Annotated in this window: 29 protein-coding genes and 1 tRNA gene; 16 read left to right on the top strand and 14 right to left on the bottom strand. The window is 70.1% G+C overall.

What is annotated here, in order from left to right; all coding sequences use genetic code 11:
* Nucleotides 1–14 precede the first annotated feature (14 nt).
* Nucleotides 15–794 carry a phosphate ABC transporter ATP-binding protein PstB gene (gene pstB, locus ACFRFH_RS01060; RefSeq protein ID WP_382461178.1) on the top strand — a complete coding sequence of 260 codons (780 nt, stop codon included), beginning with the start codon at nt 15–17 and terminating at the stop codon, nt 792–794.
* Nucleotides 795–872: 78 nt separating this feature from the next.
* On the opposite strand, the gene ACFRFH_RS01065 is transcribed toward pstB, so the two are convergent.
* From ACFRFH_RS01065 to ACFRFH_RS01075, 3 genes are all read right to left on the bottom strand, one after another.
* On the bottom strand, nt 873–1,643 hold the full coding sequence (locus tag ACFRFH_RS01065; RefSeq protein ID WP_382461179.1) for an anti-sigma factor domain-containing protein: 771 nt from the start codon (nt 1,641–1,643) through the stop codon (nt 873–875).
* Entirely contained in the window at nt 1,640–2,203 is a 564-nt protein-coding gene (gene sigK / locus ACFRFH_RS01070) for an ECF RNA polymerase sigma factor SigK (protein WP_382462714.1), read from the bottom strand. Before sigK ends, ACFRFH_RS01065 begins: the two co-directional genes overlap by 4 nt.
* Nucleotides 2,204–2,478: 275 nt before the next feature.
* Nucleotides 2,479–3,108: a DNA-directed RNA polymerase subunit beta gene (locus ACFRFH_RS01075; protein WP_382461180.1), complete on the bottom strand. Its 630-nt coding sequence runs from the start codon at nt 3,106–3,108 to the stop codon at nt 2,479–2,481.
* 57 nt (nt 3,109–3,165) lie between these two features.
* Between ACFRFH_RS01075 and ACFRFH_RS01080 the strand changes: the two genes are divergently transcribed.
* From ACFRFH_RS01080 to ACFRFH_RS01110, 7 genes are all read left to right on the top strand, one after another.
* Nucleotides 3,166–3,238, top strand: a tRNA-Lys gene (locus tag ACFRFH_RS01080).
* 140 nt (nt 3,239–3,378) lie between these two features.
* Nucleotides 3,379–3,588 carry a hypothetical protein gene (locus tag ACFRFH_RS01085; RefSeq protein WP_382461181.1) on the top strand — a complete coding sequence of 70 codons (210 nt, stop codon included), beginning with the start codon at nt 3,379–3,381 and terminating at the stop codon, nt 3,586–3,588.
* A gap of 847 nt (nt 3,589–4,435) precedes the next feature.
* Nucleotides 4,436–4,684 (top strand): type II toxin-antitoxin system Phd/YefM family antitoxin, encoded by a 249-nt coding sequence (locus tag ACFRFH_RS01090; RefSeq protein ID WP_382461182.1) that lies wholly within the window; start codon nt 4,436–4,438, stop codon nt 4,682–4,684.
* The gene (locus ACFRFH_RS01095) at nt 4,677–4,943 is read left to right on the top strand and encodes a Txe/YoeB family addiction module toxin (RefSeq protein WP_382461183.1); all 267 of its coding nucleotides are present in this window, start codon (nt 4,677–4,679) and stop codon (nt 4,941–4,943) included. Before ACFRFH_RS01090 ends, ACFRFH_RS01095 begins: the two co-directional genes overlap by 8 nt.
* Nucleotides 4,944–5,035: 92 nt before the next feature.
* Nucleotides 5,036–5,233 (top strand): hypothetical protein, encoded by a 198-nt coding sequence (locus tag ACFRFH_RS01100; protein WP_382461184.1) that lies wholly within the window; start codon nt 5,036–5,038, stop codon nt 5,231–5,233.
* A gap of 279 nt (nt 5,234–5,512) precedes the next feature.
* Nucleotides 5,513–6,655, top strand: coding sequence for an acyltransferase family protein (locus tag ACFRFH_RS01105; RefSeq protein WP_382461185.1), 1,143 nt, complete (start codon nt 5,513–5,515; stop codon nt 6,653–6,655).
* Between the two features lie 42 nt (nt 6,656–6,697).
* The gene (locus tag ACFRFH_RS01110) at nt 6,698–7,252 is read left to right on the top strand and encodes a hypothetical protein (protein ID WP_382461186.1); all 555 of its coding nucleotides are present in this window, start codon (nt 6,698–6,700) and stop codon (nt 7,250–7,252) included.
* 58 nt (nt 7,253–7,310) lie between these two features.
* Here ACFRFH_RS01110 and ACFRFH_RS01115 read toward each other — a convergent pair whose 3' ends face one another.
* Nucleotides 7,311–8,192 (bottom strand): hypothetical protein, encoded by an 882-nt coding sequence (locus tag ACFRFH_RS01115; protein WP_382461187.1) that lies wholly within the window; start codon nt 8,190–8,192, stop codon nt 7,311–7,313.
* 11 nt (nt 8,193–8,203) lie between these two features.
* Nucleotides 8,204–8,857 carry a hypothetical protein gene (locus tag ACFRFH_RS01120; protein ID WP_382461188.1) on the bottom strand — a complete coding sequence of 218 codons (654 nt, stop codon included), beginning with the start codon at nt 8,855–8,857 and terminating at the stop codon, nt 8,204–8,206.
* A gap of 139 nt (nt 8,858–8,996) precedes the next feature.
* On the opposite strand from ACFRFH_RS01120, the gene ACFRFH_RS01125 reads away from it, so the two are divergent.
* Nucleotides 8,997–9,623 (top strand): hypothetical protein, encoded by a 627-nt coding sequence (locus ACFRFH_RS01125; RefSeq protein ID WP_382461189.1) that lies wholly within the window; start codon nt 8,997–8,999, stop codon nt 9,621–9,623.
* 142 nt (nt 9,624–9,765) lie between these two features.
* Here ACFRFH_RS01125 and ACFRFH_RS01130 read toward each other — a convergent pair whose 3' ends face one another.
* From ACFRFH_RS01130 to ACFRFH_RS01145, 4 genes are all read right to left on the bottom strand, one after another.
* Nucleotides 9,766–10,332 carry a hypothetical protein gene (locus tag ACFRFH_RS01130; RefSeq protein ID WP_382461190.1) on the bottom strand — a complete coding sequence of 189 codons (567 nt, stop codon included), beginning with the start codon at nt 10,330–10,332 and terminating at the stop codon, nt 9,766–9,768.
* 314 nt (nt 10,333–10,646) lie between these two features.
* Nucleotides 10,647–11,861: a S1C family serine protease gene (locus ACFRFH_RS01135; RefSeq protein WP_382461191.1), complete on the bottom strand. Its 1,215-nt coding sequence runs from the start codon at nt 11,859–11,861 to the stop codon at nt 10,647–10,649.
* 248 nt (nt 11,862–12,109) lie between these two features.
* Nucleotides 12,110–13,387 carry a chloride channel protein gene (locus tag ACFRFH_RS01140; RefSeq protein ID WP_382461192.1) on the bottom strand — a complete coding sequence of 426 codons (1,278 nt, stop codon included), beginning with the start codon at nt 13,385–13,387 and terminating at the stop codon, nt 12,110–12,112.
* Nucleotides 13,388–13,448: 61 nt separating this feature from the next.
* On the bottom strand, nt 13,449–14,072 hold the full coding sequence (locus ACFRFH_RS01145; RefSeq protein ID WP_382461193.1) for a DUF4232 domain-containing protein: 624 nt from the start codon (nt 14,070–14,072) through the stop codon (nt 13,449–13,451).
* An 81-nt stretch (nt 14,073–14,153) separates the two neighbouring features.
* Here ACFRFH_RS01145 and ACFRFH_RS01150 point away from each other — a divergent pair, with 81 nt between their 5' ends.
* Together ACFRFH_RS01150 and ACFRFH_RS01155 are read left to right on the top strand one after the other, a co-directional pair.
* Entirely contained in the window at nt 14,154–15,251 is a 1,098-nt protein-coding gene (locus ACFRFH_RS01150; protein ID WP_382461194.1) for a calcium:proton antiporter, read from the top strand.
* Between the two features lie 25 nt (nt 15,252–15,276).
* Nucleotides 15,277–15,669: a DUF1801 domain-containing protein gene (locus ACFRFH_RS01155; protein ID WP_382461195.1), complete on the top strand. Its 393-nt coding sequence runs from the start codon at nt 15,277–15,279 to the stop codon at nt 15,667–15,669.
* Here the strand turns inward: ACFRFH_RS01155 and ACFRFH_RS01160 are convergent.
* Nucleotides 15,653–16,234: a TetR/AcrR family transcriptional regulator gene (locus ACFRFH_RS01160; RefSeq protein ID WP_382461196.1), complete on the bottom strand. Its 582-nt coding sequence runs from the start codon at nt 16,232–16,234 to the stop codon at nt 15,653–15,655. The genes ACFRFH_RS01155 and ACFRFH_RS01160 overlap by 17 nt on opposite strands.
* Before the next feature lie 87 nt (nt 16,235–16,321).
* Between ACFRFH_RS01160 and ACFRFH_RS01165 the strand changes: the two genes are divergently transcribed.
* Nucleotides 16,322–17,026, top strand: a complete 705-nt coding sequence (locus ACFRFH_RS01165; protein ID WP_382461197.1) for an SDR family oxidoreductase — start codon at nt 16,322–16,324, stop codon at nt 17,024–17,026.
* Here the strand turns inward: ACFRFH_RS01165 and ACFRFH_RS01170 are convergent.
* Nucleotides 17,005–17,940, bottom strand: a complete 936-nt coding sequence (locus ACFRFH_RS01170; RefSeq protein ID WP_382461198.1) for an aldose 1-epimerase family protein — start codon at nt 17,938–17,940, stop codon at nt 17,005–17,007. The genes ACFRFH_RS01165 and ACFRFH_RS01170 overlap by 22 nt on opposite strands.
* A 16-nt stretch (nt 17,941–17,956) precedes the next feature.
* A complete protein-coding gene (locus tag ACFRFH_RS01175) occupies nt 17,957–18,742 on the bottom strand; it encodes a DeoR/GlpR family DNA-binding transcription regulator (protein WP_382461199.1) in 786 nt (261 codons plus the stop codon).
* 81 nt (nt 18,743–18,823) lie between these two features.
* On the opposite strand from ACFRFH_RS01175, the gene galT reads away from it, so the two are divergent.
* From galT to ACFRFH_RS01195, 4 genes are all read left to right on the top strand, one after another.
* Nucleotides 18,824–20,032, top strand: a complete 1,209-nt coding sequence (gene galT / locus ACFRFH_RS01180) for a galactose-1-phosphate uridylyltransferase (RefSeq protein ID WP_382461200.1) — start codon at nt 18,824–18,826, stop codon at nt 20,030–20,032.
* Nucleotides 20,029–21,189: a galactokinase gene (galK, locus tag ACFRFH_RS01185; RefSeq protein WP_382461201.1), complete on the top strand. Its 1,161-nt coding sequence runs from the start codon at nt 20,029–20,031 to the stop codon at nt 21,187–21,189. The genes galT and galK overlap by 4 nt, the downstream gene beginning before the upstream one ends.
* 44 nt (nt 21,190–21,233) lie before the next feature.
* Nucleotides 21,234–22,022: an MBL fold metallo-hydrolase gene (locus ACFRFH_RS01190; RefSeq protein ID WP_382461202.1), complete on the top strand. Its 789-nt coding sequence runs from the start codon at nt 21,234–21,236 to the stop codon at nt 22,020–22,022.
* A gap of 118 nt (nt 22,023–22,140) precedes the next feature.
* Complete coding sequence (locus tag ACFRFH_RS01195) at nt 22,141–22,653, top strand: gamma carbonic anhydrase family protein (protein WP_382461203.1); 513 nt, start codon at nt 22,141–22,143, stop codon at nt 22,651–22,653.
* 67 nt (nt 22,654–22,720) lie between these two features.
* On the opposite strand, the gene ACFRFH_RS01200 is transcribed toward ACFRFH_RS01195, so the two are convergent.
* Both ACFRFH_RS01200 and ACFRFH_RS01205 read right to left on the bottom strand, forming a co-directional pair.
* A complete protein-coding gene (locus ACFRFH_RS01200) occupies nt 22,721–23,218 on the bottom strand; it encodes a YbaK/EbsC family protein (RefSeq protein ID WP_382461204.1) in 498 nt (165 codons plus the stop codon).
* Nucleotides 23,215–24,096, bottom strand: coding sequence for a bifunctional methylenetetrahydrofolate dehydrogenase/methenyltetrahydrofolate cyclohydrolase (locus ACFRFH_RS01205; protein WP_382461205.1), 882 nt, complete (start codon nt 24,094–24,096; stop codon nt 23,215–23,217). Before ACFRFH_RS01205 ends, ACFRFH_RS01200 begins: the two co-directional genes overlap by 4 nt.
* Between the last annotated feature and the right edge of the window lie 53 nt (nt 24,097–24,149).

Consider the following 24,149-nt stretch of genomic DNA (forward strand, 5'->3'; position numbering starts at 1 on the left):
AGACAAGGAAAAACGTGTCCAAGCGCATCGAAGTCAACGACCTCAACGTGTACTACAGCAAGTTCCTCGCCGTGGAGGGCGTGTCCCTCACCATCGAGCCGCGGACGGTGACCGCGTTCATCGGCCCGTCCGGCTGCGGCAAGTCGACCTTCCTCCGCACGCTGAACCGCATGCACGAAGTCATCCCCGGCGCGTACGTCGACGGCGAGGTCCTGATCGACGGCAACAACCTGTACGGCACGGGCGTCGACCCCGTGCTCGTGCGCCGCCAGGTGGGCATGGTCTTCCAGCGCCCCAATCCGTTCCCGACCATGAGCATCCGCGACAACGTGCTCGCCGGCGTCAAGCTCAACAACCGGCGCATGTCGAAGAGCGAGTCGGACGACCTGGTTGAGAAGTCGCTCCAGGGCGCCAACCTCTGGAACGAGGTCAAGGACCGCCTGGCCCTCCCCGGGTCGGGACTCTCGGGCGGACAGCAGCAGCGCCTGTGCATCGCGCGCGCCATCGCGGTCTCCCCCGACGTGCTCCTGATGGACGAGCCGTGCTCGGCCCTCGACCCGATCTCCACCCTCGCGATCGAGGACCTGATCGAGGAGCTCAAGAACGACTACACGATCGTGATCGTCACCCACAACATGCAGCAGGCCTCGCGCGTCTCCGACCGCACCGCGTTCTTCAACATCGCGGGCACGGGCAAGCCGGGCAAGCTCATCGAGTACAACGACACCAACATGATCTTCTCGAACCCCACCCAGCAGGCCACCGAGGACTACGTCTCCGGCCGCTTCGGTTGATCCGCGCACGGAAATGAGCGAGGCCCACGGGATGTCCCGTGGGCCTCGCTGCGTCTCACCTGGTTGCCGGCGCCCGGCTCAGGAGTTGATGGCGACGATCGGTTTCGTCGTCGGCTGCTTCGAGCCTCCACTGGGCTCGACGGTCATTCCGATGGTGTCGCCCGGCGTCATCGTGCCGGTGAGGACGCGCCAGGTCGCGACGTGCCCGGCGGAGTCCATCGTGCCTGCCGCGGTGGCGGCGCCGTCGCGGATGTACCAGAGCTCGTAGGTCTTGCCGCCGGCGAGCTGCGGGAGGTCGGTGGCGACGATCGCGGACTGGCCGAGCCGGGCCGACCAGACGAGCGTCGCCGTGCCGCCGCCGGTGATGGGGGCGGTGCTGCGCTGGGTGTCCGGGGCGGCGTTCAGGGCGGCCAGGGCGGAGGACTGCTGCTGCTGGTAGGTGTCGTTGCCTCCCAGGCTGACGCCGACGAAGGCGCCGGCGATGAAGAGGACGACGGCGGCTGCGGCCGAGGCGAGGATCGCGCCGGGGCGCTGGAACCAGCGTCGGGCGGCGCGGGCCTCGGCAGGGGTCTGCGCGGTCGGCCGCGGCTCGGGCGCGGTGGATGCGGGCACGATCGGTCGCGCGGTCTCCACGCCGGCGGCCGTCGCCTCGTCCGCTGCGAGCTGCGGCGTCTCCGCGAGCCGCGCGAAGAGCGCCGCCTTCATCGCCGCGGGCGGTTCCACCGGCTCGGCGGCGAGGCCGAGCTGGGCGGCGATGTCCTCGAAGTCGCGCGCCTCCTGGGCGTCGTCCGCACCGAGGCGGGCGCCGAGGCGCGCGGGGTCCATCGCGTCGCGGTTGTCGTCGGTCATTGTGTCACCCCCAGTTCGTCGCGCAGGCGTATCATCGCATCCCGCAATCGGGTTTTTGCTGTGCCGAGGGGGATGCCGAGCTCGGCCGCGAGCTCGCTCTGAGTGAGCCCGCCGAAGTAGGCGAGCGTGACGGCTTGGCGTTGCACCTCGCTCAACTTCTCCATCGCCACCTCCACTCGCTCATGCTCGACCCGGACCTCCACCGTTTCCGCCACCACATCGAACGCCGTCGGCAGGTCTCTGATACCCACCGCGGTGTCACGGTCGTGCGACGCCTGCGACGCACGGATACGGTCGATCGCCCTCCTGTGCGCCATCGTGAGGAGCCAGGTGAGCGCTCTGCCCTTATTCGGATCGAAGCGCCGAGCGGATTGCCACGCCTCCAGGAAGACCTCCTGAGCGACCTCCTCGGACTGCGCCGCGTCAATCAGGAGCCGCCGGATGAGGCCGAGCACGCGGGAGGCCGTGTGGTCGTAGAAGTCGGAGAACGCGCGCTGGTCGCCCTCAGCGACACGCAACAGCAGGTCGTCGAGCTGCTCCACCACGGGGGCGTCGTCCACTCTTCGATCTCCGCTCGTCTGGGCCGCTGACGCCTTCGACTGTAACCCTTCCCCGGCGGTGAGCGTGGTCACCACGGCATGAAAGAGCCGGACCGCAGAACGCCTCTCGGCGCGAGGCCGCTCGAAGCGGCAAGTATTGGAGCCCGGGGTTACTGCGGTCCGGCTTCGTCAAGCATACAGGAGGCCGTAGCCGGCTTCACGGCGTGGCGTTCGCAGGGAGAGAACGGTGGACGGGAATACGGAGGCGGTCTGTGTTCGTCTCCGGTCGCCTCCGCTCAGTCGAGCGAGTCGGTGCGCCACAGCCGGGCGCAGGTCGTCAGCTCCTCGGCCGTGCGGGTGAAACGCAGGGCGCGCGTGGTCAGCTCGCTCGCCCGCTCGGGGTCGAGCGCGTCCCGGTCGTCGGCCACCGAGACGCATCCCGCCGCCGTCACCCGGCAGAACGCGGCCGCCCGGTCGAGCGCGACCGCGAAGTCACCCTCGAACACCCCGCGCAGGATGCGATCGGCGAGCTCCGTCACCTCCCCCGGCCCCGCCGGCGTCGGCGCGCCGGCGACCACAGGGTCGATGGTGGCGATGACCTCCGTGCCCCGCTGGTACAGCAGCGCGGTCCCCTCGGCGTCCTGCCGGATCAGCAGCCGCAGCAGGTAGATCCGCCACAGGGCCCCCGGCAGGCTCTTCGGGTTGGACCGCGCCCACAACTCGGCGATCGCGTCGATGCCGTGCTCGTCGGTGTACGCGACGAGCCGGTCCACGATCTCCGGATCGGGCTCCTCGCGAACGCGCGCGAGCAGCGCCTGGGCGGTCTCGTGGGCGACTTTACTGATCTGCGCGGGATCGTCCCCACCGAGAAAGGCCTCGAACATCCCCCCGGGAAACAGCGTTGGCTTGTGATAGCGGTCCGGCATGCCCCCATTCTGCCCCGGCACGGGGAGGTGTGGAATCCACGCTAGATTAGAGGGCGAGGGCCTCTAGCTCAGTCGGTAGAGCATCGGACTTTTAATCCGCGGGTCGTGGGTTCGAGCCCCACGGGGCCCACCTTAGGTTTGACTCCGCTGCATGCAGATCTAGCCGCTAAGTTTTCTGCTGGAGCCTGAAAGGCGAGCTGCTACACCGCCCGTGCTCAGTTGAGGAGAATTGGTCGCCCTGGGCGACCACGAGTGGGCAAGGACGGCTGAGTGGATCTGTCTGTGGTTCTCGATGGACTTGTCATCATCGCCGTGTGCGTCGCATGGGCCTTGGTGATGCCCTGGGCCCGCAAATTCGACCGCAAGGTCGCCGATCGCCGAGAGGCACAAGGCAAGCCGAGGTCGATAGTGCCTCCGTGGATCATGGTTGTGGTCTGCATTGGGATGATCATCGGCGGCTCGCTATTGATGCACAGCTGACTCTGCTCGATCAGTGGGCCGAGAACGAGACGGGTCGGGTCATCGTGATCGACAACCTCGATCACACTAAGCGACGAGGAGTTGACATGACCGACGCGCCGACAGCTGCCCGAACTGGTCGGGCGAATTGGCTTCCCCTTGCCGGGGCGATCGTGTTCGTCGCGGCGATGACAGTCTCGACCGCTTTGAAGTTCGGATCGCTACAGAGGTCCGGATGGACATGTGGTTCGTGGTGTCCACCCTCCTCTGGGCCTTGGGCGTTGTCGCGCTCATCATCTTGCCGTTCTGATGGCCTCAAAGGTTCGCATTCGACGTCGAACTCGCTCATTGCGGCAGGCCTTTCCCGCGGCATACATCGCGGAGGTCGCGAACGACCCCGAGCTATCGAAGGGACTTCACCACCTCGTTCGTCGGCTCGACGGGATTCGGGTGCGGTTTCCCTCGCGCGGCACCCAGACACTCGTGGTCGACCCAACTGGTATCCAGCTGTGTGACGGAAGTACGAACTATCGAAGGAGAGTCGCAGTTCCGATCGACATGATCGAGCGCGTCGAAGAATCATCGACGCGGGTTGGGCAATATCAACTGCGGGCCGTCCCGTCCGTGAAGGTCATCTGCCGGACAACCGTGGACCCCGTAATTCTCTCGTTCCACCTTCTCCGCTTTGCGGGCGGGTGGCCTCTGTTTCTGTCGAAGTCACGCAACGCCTCAGAGTGCGTTCGGATGCTCACTGCACTGGGACATGTCTCACCCGCCGACCAGCGTTCCACCGGATAGCTGCGAGACCTGAAGCCTCGGCGACTCTCGTCAGCAAGTGGTACGATATCTTGTACCACTTGGAGGAATCATGGCCATCACAGCAAGCGAAGCTCGCAGCGACCTGTTCGGCCTCATCGAACGCGTCAACCTCGACCAGACCGAGGTCGAGATCACGTCCAAACGCGGCTCGGCTGTGCTGATGTCGAAGGACGAGTACGACTCACTGCTCGAGACCACCTACCTGCTGCGCTCCCCCAAGAACGCACGACGCCTCATCGACGCCATCGAGAGCGCACGCGCGGGAAACGTCACCGAGCACGACCTGACCGGTGAGTGACCGCAAGCTCGCCTGGACCGCCGGCGGCTGGGAGGACTACCTCTATTGGCAAGGCCAGGACCGGCGCACGCTCAAGCGGATCAACCTCCTGATCGAAGACATCCTGCGAGACGATCCATTCGAGGGCGTCGGCAAACCGGAGCCGCTGAAGCACGCACTCGCTGGTGCGTGGTCACGACGCATCGATGAAGCGAATCGACTTGTGTATCTCGTCGATGACGCGTACGTGATCATCCTGCAGGCTCGCTACCACTACTGATGCGCCACCGCGCAATCCAGAAGGTCACGATGACAGGCCGCTCCGTGCACAGCAAAGGATGGTCCGACCTCAGTGCGCTCTAGGATGAACGCGTGGTGCGAATCAGCAAAGGCCAACTGCGACTTGCGCTGATAATTTCAGCGATCGCTTTTGTTGCCTGTTTGGTCGCTGGAGATTATTTCGCAGCCGTCGCCCTCGTCATCGTCGCCGCGCTCGGAACCTGGTGGCAGGTTCGGCATGCCGAACGTCCTGATCAAGCTGAGCACGGACACGACGGACACGAGCTGTGATGATCGCCGCGAACGTGCGGCCCGGTCTGACCGTCCTCTTAGAGGGGCGACTCGCGCTCCGTGCCCACACTTGAGTGAGTTCTCCTGTGACGACAGTGCTCTTCTGTGTTCAGAACCCGAGGAATTCCGCGGATTTTCACGAGCGATCGTGTCCCAGCGGGCAAGCCGAGCGGGGTTCGGGCCCACGGGGCCCACTTCAGAAGACGCCGGCTGGCACGGAAGCCCGCACCCCCAGACTGGGGGGAAGAAGGGTGGACAGGATGCCCTACCCTCGCATACATGAGTCATTCTCAGGAAACCCGCCAGGGGCTCCGAGGTGAACACGGGGAATCATTTCTTTCAACCGCATTCGACCCGAAGCTGAACGCGCTCAACGCCATCCGCCTGCTCCTCGCCGTCTCCGTGATCGTCTGGCACTCCGTCCCGCTCACGGGCGCCTCCCGGCCCGTGCCGGCTGTCGCGCAATTGCTCGGGGAGGGTGGTGTCGACGGGTTCTTCGCGATCAGTGGGTTCCTCATCGTGTCTTCCTGGATGCGTCGCCCACGCTGGTGGCCCTATGTGAAGGCCCGGTGCTTGCGCATCCTCCCCGCGTTCTGGATGTGTCTCATCGTCACCGCCGCGATCATCGCGCCGCTGGGGATCTCCCTCGCCGGGCAGGACCTTCCCGACGGGTACCCGGTCGATGCGGCGCTGTACGTGGGGAAGAATGCGCTGCTGAAGATCAACGAATACGGCATCAGCGGCACACCCACCGGCGTGCCCTACCCCGGCGTCTGGAACGGCAGCCTGTGGACGCTCTCCTGGGAGTTCCTCTGCTACCTCGGCGTCCTCGCTCTCGGGCTCACGCGGGTCCTGAGGTACCGGGCCACCATCCCGATCATCTTCGGCGCCTGCCTGACCGTATCGGTCCTCGCGGACACGCGTCTGGTGCACAACTACTACCTCGTGGACGGGTCCAGGTTCGGGCTCATGTTCGCGGCCGGCGCCCTCATCCACCAACTTCGTCACCGGCTCCCCACCCGCGCCGTCGACCTGGTCATCGTGGCCGCGATCATCGCCGCGGCATCCCTGCTGCCGGACTACCGGGTCGCCGCCGCACTGCCGCTCGCGTACCTGCTCATCAGCGCGGGGGCGCTCCTGCGCGTCCGCGCACTCCGACTCCAGAACGACATCTCCTACGGCACGTACATCTACGCCTTCCCCATCCAGCAGGTCCTCGCATCCGCAGGACTGTACCGGCTCGGCGTGCCCCTCTTCGCGTCGATCGCGATACCGCTCACGTTCCTCGTCGCCGCTGCATCCTGGTTCGGTGTGGAGAAGCCCGCGATGAGGCTCCGTGGAAGGACGGTGCCCGCCTTCCCACCCCTCCAACAGGGCACACCATTCCAATCCGATTCCCGGATGCCTCCGGAACACTCCTGACGGCCGGAACCATTCCGGTCGCACAACGCAAGGGAGTTCGGAATGAACAACGTCACCAAGCGCGTCGGGATCCTCGGTGGAGCGGCTGTCGTCGCCTCCGGTCTGATTGTGGGAGGTCTCGCCCTTCCGGCGAACGCGGAGACGAGCAACAACACCGACACCGCGCCCACCACGACCACGGCCGTGGCGCCGCACACGCTCGACTACCTGAGCGTGTCGGACATCCTGCACAGCGTCTCCGCTCCGGTCATGGTCGGCCCCGTCGTCCAGGGTCCCGTCGCGAGCGGCATCGCCAGCGGCAACACTGTCGGCCCGGTTGCCAGCGGCGACCCGGTCGCCAGCGGCAACCAGGCGAACGGCAACTCCGTCGGCAGCAACGACTCGACCCCGGTCGCCAGCGGGAACACCACCCCGGTCGGCTCGGGCGACAACACCTCCGCCGGCAACGGCACCGGCGTCTCGGCTCCGGTCGGCTCCGGCAACACGACCGGAACCTCGCTGAGCAACCTCGGCGCATCCGTGACCGACTCGGTCAACAGCGCCGTCAGCGACGCCCTCAAGGGCCTCAACGGCACCAGCGGCACCCTGGGGCGCTGACCCCAGCTCGTCGCACCTCGGCGCCCGGACTGTACGGTCCGGGCGCCGAGGCTCGCTCTCAGGCTTTTCGGACCCGGGACACCGCGCCGGCCCGGGACACGATGATCACGGCCAGCACGACAGCAGCGACCTCGGCCAGCAGGTCCAGGCCGCCCTTGACGTCCACCGGTTCCCCTCGCCCGATCGTCAGACCGACGGCATCCTCCGCGTGCCCGGCCTCCAGCGGGAGACCCACCAGCACCGCATACGCGTAGATGCCGATCAGTGCGACATTCACGACGACGGTCCCGTAAAGGACCAGCCACTGCGATCGCTCCGGCAGGAACAGGATGCCGCCGGCCAGGGCGAGCTGCGCCACTCCGGCGAGCAGGAACCCCGTCCCGAGCAGCACCGAGGCACCGAGGTGCTCCGGCGTGAGGAGCAGGTGGATGGTCCCCGCCACGATGAGCGAGACGGTGAGCGTCGCCCGCAGACCGACGAGGAGGCCGACCCGTCCTGCGGCGGCAGGCGTGCTGATCGCGGCGACCAGCAGCGCACCACCCGCAAGCACGAACACGGACGGTCCCACCCCGGGGACCGGCGCGGTAAGAGCACCGGCCGGTCCGGGGGCAGCCGCGTACGACGCGATCCGCAGCCCGCTGTAGAGGCTGTCGACGATCACCAGGGAGGCCCCGAGGACCGCGACCGGTCGCAGCACGCGTGCGCTCCCGTTCCGCGCCATGACCACGAGCAGGGCGACCACGACCAGCGTGACGCCGCCCAGGAGCCCGCCGTCGAGCGCGAACCCGCGGACGACGGTGAGCCCGTGGAACAGGACCAGCCACGGCAGGGCCCCGCCCGCCACCATGAGCGCGAGCGCGAGACCGCCGGACGCGAGGGCGATCGCCTCGCGCGGGACGGTGACGCTCCAGGGTCGCGGCTGGGCGACGTGGATGGACATGATGCCCCTCCCTACCGCTGTCCGATGACGTTGAAGAACAGGTAGAGGTTGGTCGGGATCGGGCCGAGCACACCACTCGACGGATCGGCGATCAGGCTGTTCATCACCGCTTCGGACTTGCCGGCCGCGAGCTTCGCCCACGCCGCCTGGTTGGTCACCGCGACGACCTTGACGTCCCACCAGCCGCCGGCCGGTCCGTCGAGGATGTGGCTGTGCGCGGGCAGCGCCACGTCGGCGACGGCGTTCGGCGATGCGCCGAGCGCGCCGGCGATCCGGGACAGGTCGATGTTCAGCGGGTGGTTCGGGCACGATGCGACAGCGCACATCGGAGCGGGAACAGGGTTGCTGAACAGCGGGACGAGGACGTACAGCGTCGACCTGTCGGCGTTCGCGACGGGTCCGTGGTTCGCGTCCGTCCCGACCTCGCACGCGCTCGGCGCGCTGGATGCCACGCTCGAGTCGCAGAAGAAGTTCTGCGCATACTGCACGGTCACCGTCTCGCCGTTCGTCCACGCCGGGGTCCTCGCAGAGGACACCGGCTGCACGGCCGAACCTCCTGCTGCGAAGGCGGCGGTAGCGATCGACAACGACGCCACGACGGCGCCGATCACCAGTGAACCGATCAAACCGGCGCGTCGTCCGCCGCCGGTGTTCTTGATGTCCACGATCTCTCCTTTCAGACCACGGCCTTCAAAAGGATGCACAACGGTCGTCGGCGCAGCGACGGGCGACCGTGGACTCGACACTGAACTCGGCGTTGGCTATTCGAAACCGGGGCGGTGGTCGGATTGGGGTCAATGTCGAGTGCATCCGCTGGATGTGCGCCCCGGCGGGATACCATGTGCCGACTATTCGATCGTCGGACTGGAGCGTCATTTGTCTCCGAAGCACCTGCCAGAGGGCTCGCGCCCTCCTCGACCGCGGGATCCCGCTGACGACGCGCAGGCGCGGATCACCGTCGGCGGTCGGATCAGCGGCTCAGGATACCTCGCCGTGCGGCTGGTGCTTCCCCTGTGGCTGATCGCACTCGCCCTCGTCCTGGCCGTGCCGCCCACGTCGTTCACGCCGTTCGATGCGGTCGCCCGAGTCCTGTGGATCGTGGCGAGTGTGTGGTTCGTCGTTCGCAGCCTGATCGTGGGCGTCTACGTCAGGAACGAGCGACTCGTGATTGTGGGCTGGTTCTGGATCCACCGGATTGCGCGGTCCGAGATCGACGACTTCGTCACCAAGCCGTATGACGGGCTCATGACGCGAGGCGACGACCGGAACGTCTTCTCGTCCCGGGTTCGCAGCCTCGGGGTCGATGTCGCTTTCGAACGGGTCCGCTACTTCGACAGCATCGCACTGCCGAATCGAGTCTCGAGTCGCGTGGTCGCGGGTCTCCAGCGAATCGCGCTCGTGGCTTCGGAGGAGCCGACAGCGACCAAGTGATGACTGCCGCGTGCGCCCGGCTGTGCCCCCAGGGGAGCCCTATCGGCCCACCGAGTTCGCGGCCCCCGACTGCCCGGCGCGCGCCGAAGCGCACCCGGGCCTCCGCGGGGACGATGATGACGTCGACGCGGATGGTGACGGTCTAGGGCCGCCCGTGCCCTCCGCCGGCGTGTGAGGAGCCGTGGGCGTTCTGCGAGTTGCCGTGCTCCGCGTGCGCGGAGGACCCGTCCGTTCCGCTCGGAGCGGGTGCCGGAGTGGGCTGGTGACCGGAATTCCCCGGAGCGACGATCGTGGCGCAGTACGCGTAGATCGATCCGGCGCCGCCTGCCGCCCTCTCCAGCGACGCGTACGCGACCGACGTCGCGGCGAGGCCGCCGTGCTCGTAAGCGGTGCAGAGCCCGTGTGCCGCAGGCCCCGACGCGTCGGGCCCGACCGGGACGGCGGCCGACGTCGGGTCCGCAGTCGGTGTCGGGTCCGCGGTCGGTGTCGGGTCCGGCGTCGCCGAGTCGGTCGGTTCGGCGGTGGGCGGCGCCGTCGGGTCCGTCGTCGGGTCGGCGGTGGGTGCTCCGATGAGTGTGTGGGCCTCGTCCTGGAGACCGGAGGGGAGCGCGTCCGCATACGCGGCCGCGGTCCCGCCGAGGGCGATGGTCCCCAGCGCGACAAGGCCGATGGTGAGCTTGTGGGCGGCGATGACGGAGATGAATGACATCCGGTTCTTCCTGACTTCCTGTCGTGGACGGACGCCGTGCGGGCCCTCACCTCTCTTAATCGGCCGGAAGGTCCCAAAGGTTACGCACAGGTCCGCCGTCACCCCATCCGTAGCTACCGGAGGACATCCGCCCCACCCGGGCCCGCATCTCCTCCGCTTGCTGACATTTCCGCACCCGCCAGCGCGGATTTCCTCCGTTACCGACACCTGTCGCGAGCGGAGGAGATCCGGGCCGCGGGACCCCCGAAACGCAGTGAACGGAGGAGATCCCGGGCCGTGGGGGCGGGATGTCCTCCGTTCGTGGCGAAGCTCGCTTACGCGACCGGTCCCTCTGCCAGGGTCACCTGCGCCGTGTGCGATGCGCCGGAGGCGTCGGTCCAGGCGATGGTCGCGCTGTCGCCCGGGTGGAGGGCGGCGAGCGCGGTGGTGAGGGCCTGGGCCGAGTCGATGGTGGTGCCGTTCACCGCGGTGATCGTGTCGCCGGCGGCCATCCCGGCGGATTCGGCCGGCCCGCCCGAGACGACACCGGAGATGGTCGCGCCGGCGGCCGAGCCGGCCGACCCGAAGGAGCCGTCGCCGCTGCCCGTCGCCGCGCTGTCGCTCGACGCGACCTCCACCCCCAGGAAGGCCGGGTAGCCGATCGTCACGGTGGACGACGCCTGGCCGGACGTGATCTCGCCCGCGATGGTGAGCGCGTTCTGGATCGGGATGGCGTAGCCGGCGGTCGTCGTGCCGCCCTGCTCGGCGGCGGTGTCGATGCCGATCACCTGGTCCGCGGAGTTGAACAGCGGGCCGCCGGAGTCGCCGGCCTGGATGTCGGCGTCGGTCTGGATGAGGCCGTTCAGGGTCTCGGAGACGGCGGTCTGCTCGGCCTGCGTGGTGATGGTCTGGTCGAGCGCCGTCACGGAGCCGGGCGACGCGGAGGGCGTTCCTCCCGTGCCCCCTGCGTTGCCGACTCCGGTGACGGCGTCGCCCACGGCCACGTCCGCGGACGTGTCGAGGTTGGCGGTGCTGAGTCCCGAGGCGTTGCTCAGCTGGAGGACGGCGATGTCGTCCGTGGTGTCGGTGCCGACCACTTTCGCGGTGTATTGGGCGCCGGTGGCGACGACCGTGACGTTGATGCTGGTCGCGTCCTCCACCACATGGTTGTTGGTGAGGATCTCGCCGTCGGAGGTCAGCACCAGTCCGGTACCCGCGCTCTCGGCCTGCGCGTAGGTGAGCTGCGACGTGATGTCGACGACCCCGACCTCCTCGGCGGCGGTGGCGCTCGCGAGGGAGGAGGAGCCGGCGGAGGACGACGAGCCGGAGCCGCCCGAGCCCGAGCCGCCGTAGCCTCCGCTGCTCCCGGAGCCGTACCCGTATCCGTACCCGCCCGAGCCGAACCCGTTGCGGCTCAGCGTGTTGTGGACGCTGCTGGACGCGGTGGAGGCGGTCGTGGTGGCGGCGCCGGCGGTGTACGCCAGCGCCCCGAGCCCGAACGCCGAGCCGACGGCGAGGGTCGCGGCGACCGCGGCGGACGCCACGATCACGGGGCGGCGTCGGCTCCTCGGCGTGTGTGCCGGTGCGGCTGCGGTGGGCTGCCCCGCACCGTTCTCTGCTGTTACGGGGGGAACTCCCTCGACCTCGTCCATGACTGTGGTCCTCTCGACGTCAGGCTTGATGTCGACAGCACACCGCACGCGAGTGGGAGGCCATGATGCGCAGGTTTTGACTACGCCGGGAGAAAACTAGAGATTCCTATGAATCGGGTCACGGGAGGGTCACGCCGCCGATCGGCTCACGCCACCCCGGTGACCCGCCCCCGCTCGAGCAGGTAGCCCACCGCAACAGCCCCGGCGATGCACAGCATGATCGGCGCCAGCATGTCCGGGCCCTGGTTGGTGAACTCCATCACCAGGAGCAGCGCGGTCAGCGGCGCGCGCATGGTCACCGCCAGGAAGGCGGCCGCGCCGAGCAGCGCGAAGGCCGCGAGCGGCTCACCGGGCCAGAGCAGCTGCCACACGCCGCCGAGGGTCAGGCCGAGGCCGGCGCCGATCGCGAACGACGGGGTCAGGGTGCCGCCGGCCGCGCCCGCGCCGATGGTGCCGACGGTTGCGGCGGTCTTGACCACGGTGGTCAGGAGGATCACCGCGACCGGCAGCGTCGCCGTCAGCGCGAGCTGGCCGAGCGAGCGGCCGTTGCCGAGGATCGCGGGCAGCCAGAGCGACACCACGCCGACCGCGGCGAAGACCAGCGGCATGACGATGAGGATGCCCCACGATTTCGGGCGGTGGTTCTGCGCGAGGCGGGTGAGTCGCACGAAGCCGACGGCCGCGAAGCCGATGATCGGACCCGCGAGGATCGCCCACACCACGATCTGCGGCCGCAGCGGGATCTGGTGCACGAGGTACAGCGGGTTGGCCGGCACCACCAGCCGGGCGACGAGCGCCGCGATCGCCGAGGTGGCGAGGGCGGGCAGCACGGTCGCGAAGCTGATCTCGGCCAGGAGGATCTCGACGGCGAACACCGCGCCGCCGAACGGGACGTTGTAGACGGCAGCGAGACCGGCGCCCGCTCCGCACGCCACCAGGATGCGGCGCTCGCGGGCGCTCACGCCGGCGCGCTCGGACAGCCACGACGCCCACCAGGCCGCGATCTCGCGCGGGGCGACCTCCCGGCCGATGGAGGCGCCGAGGCCCACGATGATCACCTGGAGAGCGGCGTTGAAGAACGTGACGACGCCGGGCATCCTGCGCCCATTGACCGCGGCCTCCACCGAGACGATGGCACGTCGGGGGCTTCGGCGTCCCCAGCGGCGCAGGAAGAACCAGCCGACGCCGCCGAGGACGCCGGCGAGGACCAGCGCGACGACCCGGTTCACCGGCGGGGCGTCCAGCAGCCCCTCGAGGAAGGTCCCCTCCGAGTACCCGAACGCCAGGTGCTGGATGGTGTGCAGGCCGAGGTAGACCAGCCCGCCGCCCACCCCGGCACCGACGCCGACGAGCGCCGTGACGACGACGAGCCTGGTCAGCCAGGCGGGCGTGGCGCGCACGGGAACGCGTCGGGAGGTGGGCACGCTCCCAGGCTACTGCCAGGTGGGTCGCGCTCCCGTCAGGCGGCTCAGGGGGTCCGGCGGCTCAGGGAGCCGCGAGCCCGCCGACCGTGAGGAGGTTCACGGTCGTCGACGTGCACGCCGTGTAGTTGTCCGCCTTCACGAACAGCGACTCGGTCGACCCCGGCGGGTACACACGGAAGCCGTCGGCCGGCTTCGGCTTGCAGTCCGCGTCGGGGTAGTTGAGAGCCTGGGTGATCTTCAGGGGCGCCTGCGCGGTGCCACCCGGCTGCAGGACCACCGTGTCGTGCGGGGTGCTGCGGTCGAACTGGGCGGGGTTGCCGAGCTGGGTGCCGTTGCCCTCCCCCACGAACGAGACTCCCGGCCAGCCCTGCAACGAGCACTGCGTCGAGCCGGTGTTGGTGAGGACGATGGTGACCTCCACGCTGCCCGCGGCGCCGCCTCCGCCCTTGCCCATGCTGCCCGTGAGGCTCGACGTGGCGCACTGGCCCTGGATGGGCTCGGAGTCGCTGCTCGCGGTCGGGCGCGGGGAGGCCGAGCCCGAGCCGGACGGGGAGCCGGACGAGGCGGGGGATGCCGTCGGGCTCGCGCCGGCGGTGCAGCCGGCGAGACCCAACGCGAACGCCGCAGCGAGCGCGAGGGCGAGAGCGGGCCTGGCGATGACGGAGCGGCGCGTCGAGTCGGACATGCCCTATTGTCAGCACGCCGAGGCGGTCCGCCCGGCTAGGACTCGCCGCCCCTGGCCGAGTTGCACTGGCAGTATGAAGGCATGAGAGCGCTCGGGACCTGGCTGGCACGCTACTGGGCGGTCGTCGTCCCCGTCATCGGTGTGGTCGTCCTGATCGCGTTCTGGACGGTGGAACTGCAACCGGTCGCCGTCGCGCTGATCGCTGTCGTGCTGGCCGGGACCGTGCTGGCCGCCGTGCAGCACGCGGAGGTCGTCGCGCATCGAGTCGGCGAGCCGTTCGGATCACTCGTGCTCGCGGTGGCGGTGACGATCATCGAGGTGGCGCTGATCGTCACGCTGATGACCACAGGCAAGGACTCCGCGACGCTCGCGCGCGACACCGTCTTCTCCGCCGTGATGATCACCATGAACGGCATCGTCGGCCTCAGCCTCCTGCTCAGCGCCACCCGGCGGGAGACCACCACGTTCAACGCGCAGGGCAGCGGCGCGGCGCTCGGCACGGTGACGGCGATGGCGACGCTCACGATGGTGCTGCCGACCTTCACCGAGGCGACCCCCGGACCGGAGTTCTCGCCCGGCCAGCTCGCGTTCGCCGCGATCGCGTCGGTCGCGCTCTACGGGATGTTCGTCTTCACGCAGACGTTCGCACACCGCGACTTCTTCCTCCCGGTCTCGCCCAAGGGGAAGCCCCTCACCGAGGACAGCCACGCCGACGCGCCGACGACCCGCACCGCGCTGATCAGCGTCGGCCTCCTGCTCGTCGCGCTGGTCGCCGTTGTCGGGCTGGCCAAGCTGGAGTCCACGCCGATCGAGCGCGCGGTGACCGGGATCGGCCTCCCGCAGTCGTTCGTCGGCGTCATCATCGCGCTGCTCGTGCTGCTCCCGGAGGGCATCGCCGCGTCGAAGGCCGCGCGCCGCAACCGGATGCAGACCAGCCTCAACCTGGCGCTCGGCTCGGCCATCGCCAGCATCGGGCTCACCATCCCGGCGATCGCTGTCGCGTCGATCTGGCTGCCGGGGCCGCTGCACCTCGGGCTCGGCGCGAGTCAGATCGTGCTGCTGATGCTCACCGTGGTGGTCAGCATCCTGACGATCATGCCGGGGCAGGCCGCGCGCATCAAGGGCGGCATCCACCTGATCATCTTCGCGGCGTTCATCTTCCTGTCGATCGTGCCGTGACGGTGGCCGGGCGTACGCTCCCACTGTGAACGGACGTGACCCGCGGGTGGACGCCTACCTGGCGCCGCTGCCCGCGTGGCAGCAGGAGGTCTTGGGCGAGCTGCGCGACATCCTGCACGAGGCGGACCCGGCGATCGAGGAGACGATCAAGCGCTCGGTCCAGCCGTACTTCGTGCTCGACGGCACCGTCGCGGCGTTCCTCGCGGCGAAGGACCACGTCAACCTGTTCGTCTACGACGGCGGGATCGTGCCGGACCCGGCCGGGCTCATCACGGCGGGCCACGACAACGCGACCGCGCGCACCATCGGCTTCCGGGAGGGAGATCCGATCGACCGGGAGTCGCTGCTGACCTTCCTGCGCCGGCTCATCGCGGACAATCGCGCGGGCGGGTGGCGCACGCTCACCGGGCGGCGCTGACCGCCGCATCCCAGAGCGTCTCCGCCGCGAGCCGCGCGGCCAGGGGCGTCCCGCCGCACAGCGCGGCGCTCGCGGACGCGCCGTCGAACAGGAGCGTGAGCTGCACGGCGAGGACGTGCGGCGACGAGGCGCCCGCGGCCTCGGCCTGGCGCTGGAAGTACGCGGTCAGCTCGCCCTTGAAGTGCTGCGCCACCTGCGCGGCGGGGTGCTCCCGGTCGCGCAGCTCGGTGGCGACGTTGACGAACGGGCAGCCGAAGTAGTCGCCGGCCTCCGCGGCCCGGTGGAGGGCGTCGTAGACGTGCAGGACCCGCTCGCGCGGGGTGCGCTCGTCGTCGCCCTGGCTGAAGTAGCCCGCGACCACGCGCGGGCCGTACTCCGTGAGCATGTCGGCGACGATGGCGTCCTTGCTCTCGAAGTGCTGGTAGATGGAGCGCTTGGAGACCTGGGCCTCCTGCGCCAGCCGGTCGACGCCGACCGCGTGCACGCCCTCGCGGATGAAGAGCCGGGCGGCGGCGTCCAGCACCCGCTCCCGGGGCTTGGGGCGGGGCGCGGTCGTCGTGGTCATGGGTCGATTCTAGAGGGCGGGTTGCGCAAAGTAAACCGATCTGTGTACATTGTCGGAAACAGATCAGTTTACTTTTGGAGGACCACCATGACCGATCTCACTGGACGCGTCGCCCTCGTCACCGGCGCCAACCGCGGCCTCGGGGCCGCCTTCGTCGCCGAGCTCCTCGAGCGCGGTGCGTCGAAGGTCTACGCCGCCGCCCGCCGCCCCGAGTCGGTCGACGTCACCGACCCGCGCGTCGTCCCGCTGGAGCTGGACGTGACCGACGCGGAGAACATCCGCCGCGCCGCCGAGACCGCCACCGACGTGACCGTGCTCGTCAACAACGCGGGGATCGGCGTGAACCAGTCGCTCGTCAGCGGCGACCTGGCCGAGATCCATCGCGAGTTCGACACCAACTTCTGGGGCCCGGTGCTCGTAACGCGCGCCTTCGCGCCGATCCTGGCCACGAACGGCGGCGGCGCCATCGTCAACATGCACTCCGCCCTGAGCTGGTACGCCATCGGCTCGTACAGCGCGGGCAAGGCGGCGCTCTGGTCGGCGAGCAACTCCGCGCGCGTCGAACTGGCACCGCAGGGCATCCAGGTGGTCGGCGTGCACGTCGGCTACGTCGACACCGACATGGCCGCGCACGCGGACGGTTACAAGGTGCCGCCGGCGCAGGTCGTCGCCGAGGCGCTGGACGCCGTCGCCGCCGGGGACGCGGAAGCCGTGGTCGGTGAGACCGCGCAGCAGGTGAAGTCCGTCCTCCACCAGGACGTGCGCGTGCTCTACCCCCAGCTCGCCAGGTAGGAGTCCGACGCGAAGCCGCGCGGGCGGATGCCCCACTGCGCGGTCCAGGTCTCGCCGGGCTCCACCCAGCGCAGGCCCTGACCGGTGTTGAGGGCGTTCGCCGGCGCGGTCATCGGCTCCACGGCGAGCGCGACCTCCCCCGCCTCCTTCGTGGCGAAGGCCCGGTGCGTGAACACCTGGACGTAGCCGAACGCGTCGTCGCCCCAGAGCGTGACCGTGCGGCCGTCCGCCGCGGCGAGCACATGCTCGGCGGGCGTGCGGAGGTCACCGAAGCCGTCGTTGAGGTCGAGGTCGGCCACGATCCCGCCCTCGGAGAGGTCGAAACGTGTGCCGGCGACCGGGGTCTCGCCGGTGACGTTCAGCCGGTCGTCGGTCTCGAACCGGGTGCCGGCGTGGACGGTCAGCGTGAGCTGGGTGGCCGGGACGTCGCCGATGCGCAGGTAAGGGTGCGCGCCGATGGCGACGGGCGCGCTCCGCTCGCCGCAGTTCGTCACGGTGTGGGTGACCGTCAGGCCCTCCGTGTCGAGCTCGTGCGTGACGGTGGTGTCGAGGATGAACGGGTAGCCGGGCTCCGGGTAGATCGCGGCCGCCTGGGTCACCGCCGACTCGGAGCGCTCGACCAGCGTGTACGGCCGGTAGCGCAGGAGGCCGTGCGACGCGTTGCCGAGCGAGGGCTCGGTGAGCGCGAGCCGCTGGGGGACGCCGTCCAGCTCCCAGACGCCGTCCTTCACCCGGTTCGGCCACGGCATGAGCACGATGCCGTCGGCCGAGGGCGCGGTGGAGTCCTCCGGGAACGGCTCCAGGATGTCCACTCCCCCGTACCGGAGGGTGCGAAGGCCGGCCGCCACCTGCGTGACGGTGGCGGTCAGGTCGCCGAACTCGAGGTCGTACTGTTCTCCGGTCGGTGCGCGCATGATGACAGCGTATTCCTCAGGAGATGGTCACCGGCAAGCCTGCGGCCCGCAGCGATCGCACGGTGTCCGGATCGGCGGACTCGCCGGTGAGGAGACCGGCGACGTCCTCCAGCGCCGCGATGCGGCCGACGTGCGTGCGGCCGAGCTTGGAGCCGTCGGCGACGACCAGCGCGCGGCCGGAGGACGCCACCATGACGCGCTTGAGGTCGGCCTCCGGGAGGTTCACGTTGGTGATCCCGCCGACGGGGTCGACGCCCGTGCAGCCGATGAAGGCCAGGTCGGCGTGCAGGCGCTCCAGGAGGACGGACGCCAGCGGCTCGACCAGCGAGTGCTGCAGCGGCCGCAGCGTGCCGCCGGTGACGACGACCTGGAAGCGCGGGATGGCGCGCTCCAGCTCCAGCGCGATGGTGAGGCCGTTGGTGATGACGGTGACGTCCTCCAGGTCGTCGCGGTCGGCGAGCGCCCGCGCGATCGCAGCGGTGGTGGTGCCGACGTCGAGGAGGACGCTGCTGCCGGACTCCACGAGCGCCGCCGCGGCCGCGCCGATCCTCCGCTTCTCCTCGGCGGACGACTCCAGCGCCTCCTCGAAGCTCGGCTCGCGTGTGCCCGCGCCGCGCAGCACCGCCCCGCCGTGGACGCGGCGGATGCTCTGCTGCGCGTCGAGGGCGTCGAGGTCGGAGCGCACGGTGACGTCGGAGACCTGGAACGCCTCGCTCAGCTCGGCGACGCGGACGAACCCGGTGCGGCCGATGAGGTCGAGCATCCGCTCGCGGCGGAGGGCGGCCGGCAGTGGTTCGCTCATACCGCAATGCTCCAGTGCTTGCGTTTACTTGTCAATCCGCAAGCTAATCGGTACATTTACTTTCGGAAACGAAAGGTAAGCATGGCCGCCATCACGAAGCGCCCGCACCGCCTGTCCGACGGTCGCGACCTCATCTACTACGACGACCCGGACTCCGCGCTCGACCCGGAGCGCGCGCCCGACCTGCGCGAGCCCGCACCGCGGCCGCCGACGGCGACCATGCGTCAGGACCCGCTGACCGGCGACTGGGTCTCCATCGCCGCCGCGCGCCAGAACCGCGTCATGCTCCCTCCGGCCGAACTGGACCCGCTGGCGCCGGCCACCCCGGGCAACCCGTCCGAGATCCCGAGCCTCTACGACGTCGCGGTCTTCGAGAACAAGTCGCCGTCTTTCGGACCGCTGCTGGAGGACGCGAACCAGCCGGCCGACCTCGACGACCTCGCCACGGTCGGGCTGGAGCGCACCCTCACCTCGGTGGGCCGCTGCGAGGTCGTCTGCTTCAGTCCCGCCACCACGGGCTCGTTCGGCAGCCTCACGCCGACCCGCGCCCGCACCGTCATCGAGGCCTGGGCCGACCGCACCGCCGCGCTGTCCGCCCTCCCGAACGTGCGCCAGGTCTTCCCGTTCGAGAACCGCGGGGAGGCCATCGGCGTCACCCTGCACCACCCGCACGGGCAGATCTACGCCTACCCGTACATCACCCCGCGCACCAGCGCCCTCATCCGGTCGCTGGAGAGCTACGGCCCGACACTGTTCGCGGACATCCTGGAGCGCGAGCGCGCGTCGGAGCGGGTCATCCTCGCCGGCGAGCACTGGACGGCGTTCGTGCCCTTCGCGGCGCGCTGGCCGATCGAGATCCACGTCCTGCCGCACCGCCACATCCCCGACCTCGCCGCCACCTCGGACGCCGAACGCGACGAGCTCGCCACCCTCTACCTGCGCGTGCTGCGCGGCGTCGACGCGCTCTACGACTCCCCCACGCCGTACATCGCGGCCTGGCACCAGGCGCCCGTCCACACCCACCGCGACGACATCCGGCTCATGCTGCAGCTGACCTCCCCTCGTCGCGGCGCGGATAAGCTGAAGTTCCTGGCCGGCTCCGAGTCCGCGATGGGCGCGTGGATCGGCGACATCCCGCCGGAGCAGGCCGCGGCCGCGCTCCGGGAGGCCGTCGCTCGCGCCGACCGCGAGAACCCGGTGGGCGAGCTGCCCGACGGGATCGCCGGGCTCGTGACCGTGCCGGCCGACTCCACCCCAGACTCCGCCCCCGAAGGAAAGATCCCCGCATGACCGACCTGCGCACCGGCGTCCGCGACGACTTCGTCTCGATCTTCGGCCGGGAGCCGGACGGCGTCTGGTCGAGCCCCGGCCGGGTGAACCTCATCGGCGAGCACACCGACTACAACCTCGGCTTCGTGCTGCCGTTCGCGATCAACCGCCGCACCGTCGCCGCCCTCGGGCTGCGCGACGACCGCACCGTGCGGGTCGGCAGCACGTTCGCCGACGAGCTGGTGGAGATCGACCTCGACCGGCTCTCCCCCGATTCGCTCGACGGCTGGTCGGCCTACCCGCTCGGCGTCGCCTGGGCGCTCGGCGAATTCGGCGCCGACCTCGCCGCGGTGCCGGGCTTCGACCTCCTGCTCGACTCCAACGTCCCGGTCGGCGCCGGCCTGTCGTCGTCCGCGGCGATCGAGGGCGCCACCGCGCTCGCGCTCAACGACGTGTGGCGGCTGGGACTGGACCGCCAGACGCTGGCCCGCGTCGGCCAGCGCAGCGAGAACATCGTCGTCGGCGCCCCGACCGGCATCATGGACCAGTCCGCGTCGCTGCTCGGCCAGCAGGACTCCGCGGTCTTCCTCGACTGCCGCTCGCTCGAGTCGCAGATCGTGCCGCTCGGGCTCGACGAGGCCGGCCTCGCCGTCCTCATCGTGGACACCGGCGTCACCCACGCGCACGCGACCGGCGGCTACGCCGAGCGGCGGGCGTCGTGCGAAGCGGGAGCCGCGGCCCTCGGCGTCGCGTCGCTGCGCGACGTGAGTGTCGACGACCTCCCGCGCGCCCGCGAGCTGCTGGACGACGTGACCTTCCGCCGGGTGCGCCATGTGGTGACCGAGGACCAGCGCGTCCTCGACACTGTCCGCCTCCTCCGCGAGAGCGGCCCGACGGCGATCGGCGACCTGCTCGACGCCTCCCACGTCTCCATGCGCGACGACTTCGAGATCTCGGTCGCCGAACTCGACCTGGCGGTCGAGACGGCGCAGGCCAACGGCGCGATCGGCGCGCGGATGACCGGAGGCGGCTTCGGCGGCTCGGCGATCGCGCTCGTGCCGGTCGACGCGCTCAGCCGCGTGCAGGTCGCGCTCGACGGAGCCTTCGCCGAGCACGGGTTCGGCCAGCCGGAGGTCTTCACGGTGAACGCGTCGGAGGGCTCGCTGCGGGAGAGCTGAGGCGCGTTCATCCCCGCGTCACCCGCCTCCGCCAGAATGGGACGATGAGCGAACCGGAGATCACCTGGCTGAGCGCCGACACGGTCCAGCTCCGCCAACCGAAGTCCTCGCACTGGGAGGCGCCGTTCCTGTTCCTGCTGTTCGGGCGGGAGCGCGCGCTGCTCATCGACACCGGAGCGACGAACGACGAGCAGGTGTTCCCGCTCCGGGCGGCGATCGACGCGCTCACCGAGGAGTGGCTGCGCCGCAACCCCGCCGTCTTCACCCGGCCCTATCCGCTCGTCGTGGCGCACAGCCACGCGCACCGAGACCACATCGCGGGCGACCCGCTGCTGGCCGGTCGCCCGGGGACGACGCTGGTCGGGACCACGCCCGCGCAGGTGATCGCGTTCTTCGACTTCCGGTCGTGGCCGGACGCGACGGTGGAGTTCTCGCTCGGTCGCCGCACCGTCGACGTCATCGGCGGCCCGGGCCACGAGCCCTCCGCTGTGGCGTTCTTCGACCGCGAGACCGGCATCCTGTTCACCGGCGACACCGTGCTGCCCGGGCATCTCTATGTGCGCGACCTGCCGCAGTACCGGGCGACGGTCGAGCGGCTGATCCGCTTCAGGGACGCGCCGACCGCGCCGGTGCGCGAGCTGCGCGGCGCCCACGTCGAGATGTCGGACACGCCGGGCGTGATCTACCCGCCGGGGACGGTCGACCAGCCGGACGAGCTGCCGCTGCCCCTCCCGCCGCGCATCCTCGACCGGGTACTCTCGGCGCTGGACGAGTTCCGCGGCGAGCCCGGCGAGCGCGTCGTGCGCCGACGCTTCGTCGTCGCCGCCGACTGACCGCGGCCCGCCCCGCCCCGTCCCCGCCGCCGAGGGGCACGTCGTTGTCACTTTCTCGCGCCGAAAGCGACAACAACGTGCCCCTCGGCGGTGTGAGCGGGCGCTCTAGGGTGGGGGGATGACGATTATTACGCTCACGGATGGGTCCACCCCCAGCGTCGCGGACGACGCCTTCGTGGCGGCCGGCGCCGTGCTCGCGGGACGCGTGCGCCTGCTCGCCGGCTCCAGCGTCTGGTACAACGCGGTGCTGCGGGCGGAGGCGGAGGACATCGTCCTCGGCGAGCGCAGCAACCTCCAGGACAACGTGTCCTGCCACGTCGACCACGGCTACCCGCTGACCATCGGCGCCGATGTGTCGGTCGGCCACAACGCTGTGCTGCACGGCTGCACGATCGAGGACGGGGTACTGGTCGGGATGCACGCGACGGTGCTCAACGGCGCGGTCGTCGGCGCGGGCTCGCTGCTCGCGGCCGGGACGGTCGTGCTCGAGGGCGCGGTCATCCCGCCCGGATCGCTGGTCGCGGGCGTCCCCGGCAAGGTGCGCCGCGAGCTCACCGCGGAGGAGCGCGCCGGCATCCTCCACAACGCCGAGGCCTACCTCACCCACGTCACCGAGCACCCCGCTGGCTGAAACGGCCGAGGGGCACGTAGTTGTCACTTCCGGGCTCGAAAAGTGACAACAACGTGCCCCTCGGCGGTCAGATCTCAGTGGAGGTGGGTACGACGGGGGCGGGGGTTCCGGCGGTGATGCGGACGAGCTCGGCGAAGGTGGTCGGGAAGACCGTGTGGGCGTGGCCGGCGGCGGCCCAGACCTCGGGATAGCCGGCGAGCGCGACGTCCACGACGGTGCGCAGGCGCTCCGGGTGCCCGAGCGGGGCGACGCCGCCGATGGTCTGGCCGGTCGCCGCCTTCACCGTCTCGGCGTCCGCGCGGCGGATGCGGCCGCCCAGCCGCTCGCCGAGGAAGGCGGTGTCGACGCGGTGCGCGCCCGACGTCATCACCAGCAGCGGCTCGCCGTCGATCGTGAAGACCAGGGAGTTGGCGATCGCGCCGACCTCCACGCCCAGTTCGGCCGCGGCCGAGACCGCCGTCGGGGTCGCGGACTCGAACCAGCGCACGCGGGGCTCGATCCCGGCCTCCAGCAGCGCCGCCTCCACCCGCTCGACCGCGGGATGCGTGCGGTCCTCTGCGGTCATGCCAGCGCCCGCTCCGCGGACTCCACCACGTTCTGCAGCAGAAGGGCGCGGGTCATCGGGCCGACGCCGCCCGGGTTCGGGGAGACCCACGCGGCGACCTCGGCCACGTCGTCCGCCACGTCTCCGGCGACCTTGCTCTTGCCGGTGACCGGGTCCTCCACGCGGCTCACGCCCACGTCGAGGACGATGGCGCCCGGCTTGACGTTGTCCGCGGTCACCAGGCCCGCGACGCCGGCGGCGGCCACGATCACGTCGGCGCTGCGCAGGATGCCGTCGAGGTCGACCGTGCCGGTGTGGGTGAGGGTCACCGTGGCGTTGTACTCGCGGCGGGTGAGCAGCGAGCCGATCGCGCGGCCCACGGTCACTCCGCGGCCGACCACCACGACATGCTTTCCGTTCAGTTCGATCCCGTGCCGCAGCATCAGCTCGATGACGCCGCGCGGGGTGCACGGCAGCGGGGTGGTGATCGGCCGGTTGACGTTGAGGACCAGGCGGCCCAGGTTCGTCGGGTGGAGGCCGTCGGCGTCCTTGGCGGGGTCGACCAGCTCCAGGATCGCGTCCGTGTCGAGGTGCGACGGCAGCGGGAGCTGCACGATGAAGCCGGTGCAGTCCGGGTCGTCGTTGAGGTCCTCGATCACGGCCTCCAGCTCGGCCTGCGAGATGTCCGCGGGCAGGTCGCGGCGGATGGAGGCGATGCCGACCTCCGCGCAGTCGCGGTGCTTGCCCGCGACGTACCACTGCGAGCCCGGGTCGTCGCCGACCAGGATCGTGCCGAGCCCCGGCACGACGCCCTGCTCGCGCAGCCGCGTCACGCGCTCTTTCAGCTCCGCCTTGATCTCGCCCGCCGTAGCCTTACCATCCAAAATCCTCGCCGTCACGCCGGCCTCCAACCATCAGTTCCTGAGTTGTGCACGCGACACGCCGCCTCGCC

The sequence above is a fragment of the Leifsonia sp. NPDC056824 genome, from assembly GCF_042789575.1.
GTDB lineage: Bacteria > Actinomycetota > Actinomycetes > Actinomycetales > Microbacteriaceae > Leifsonia.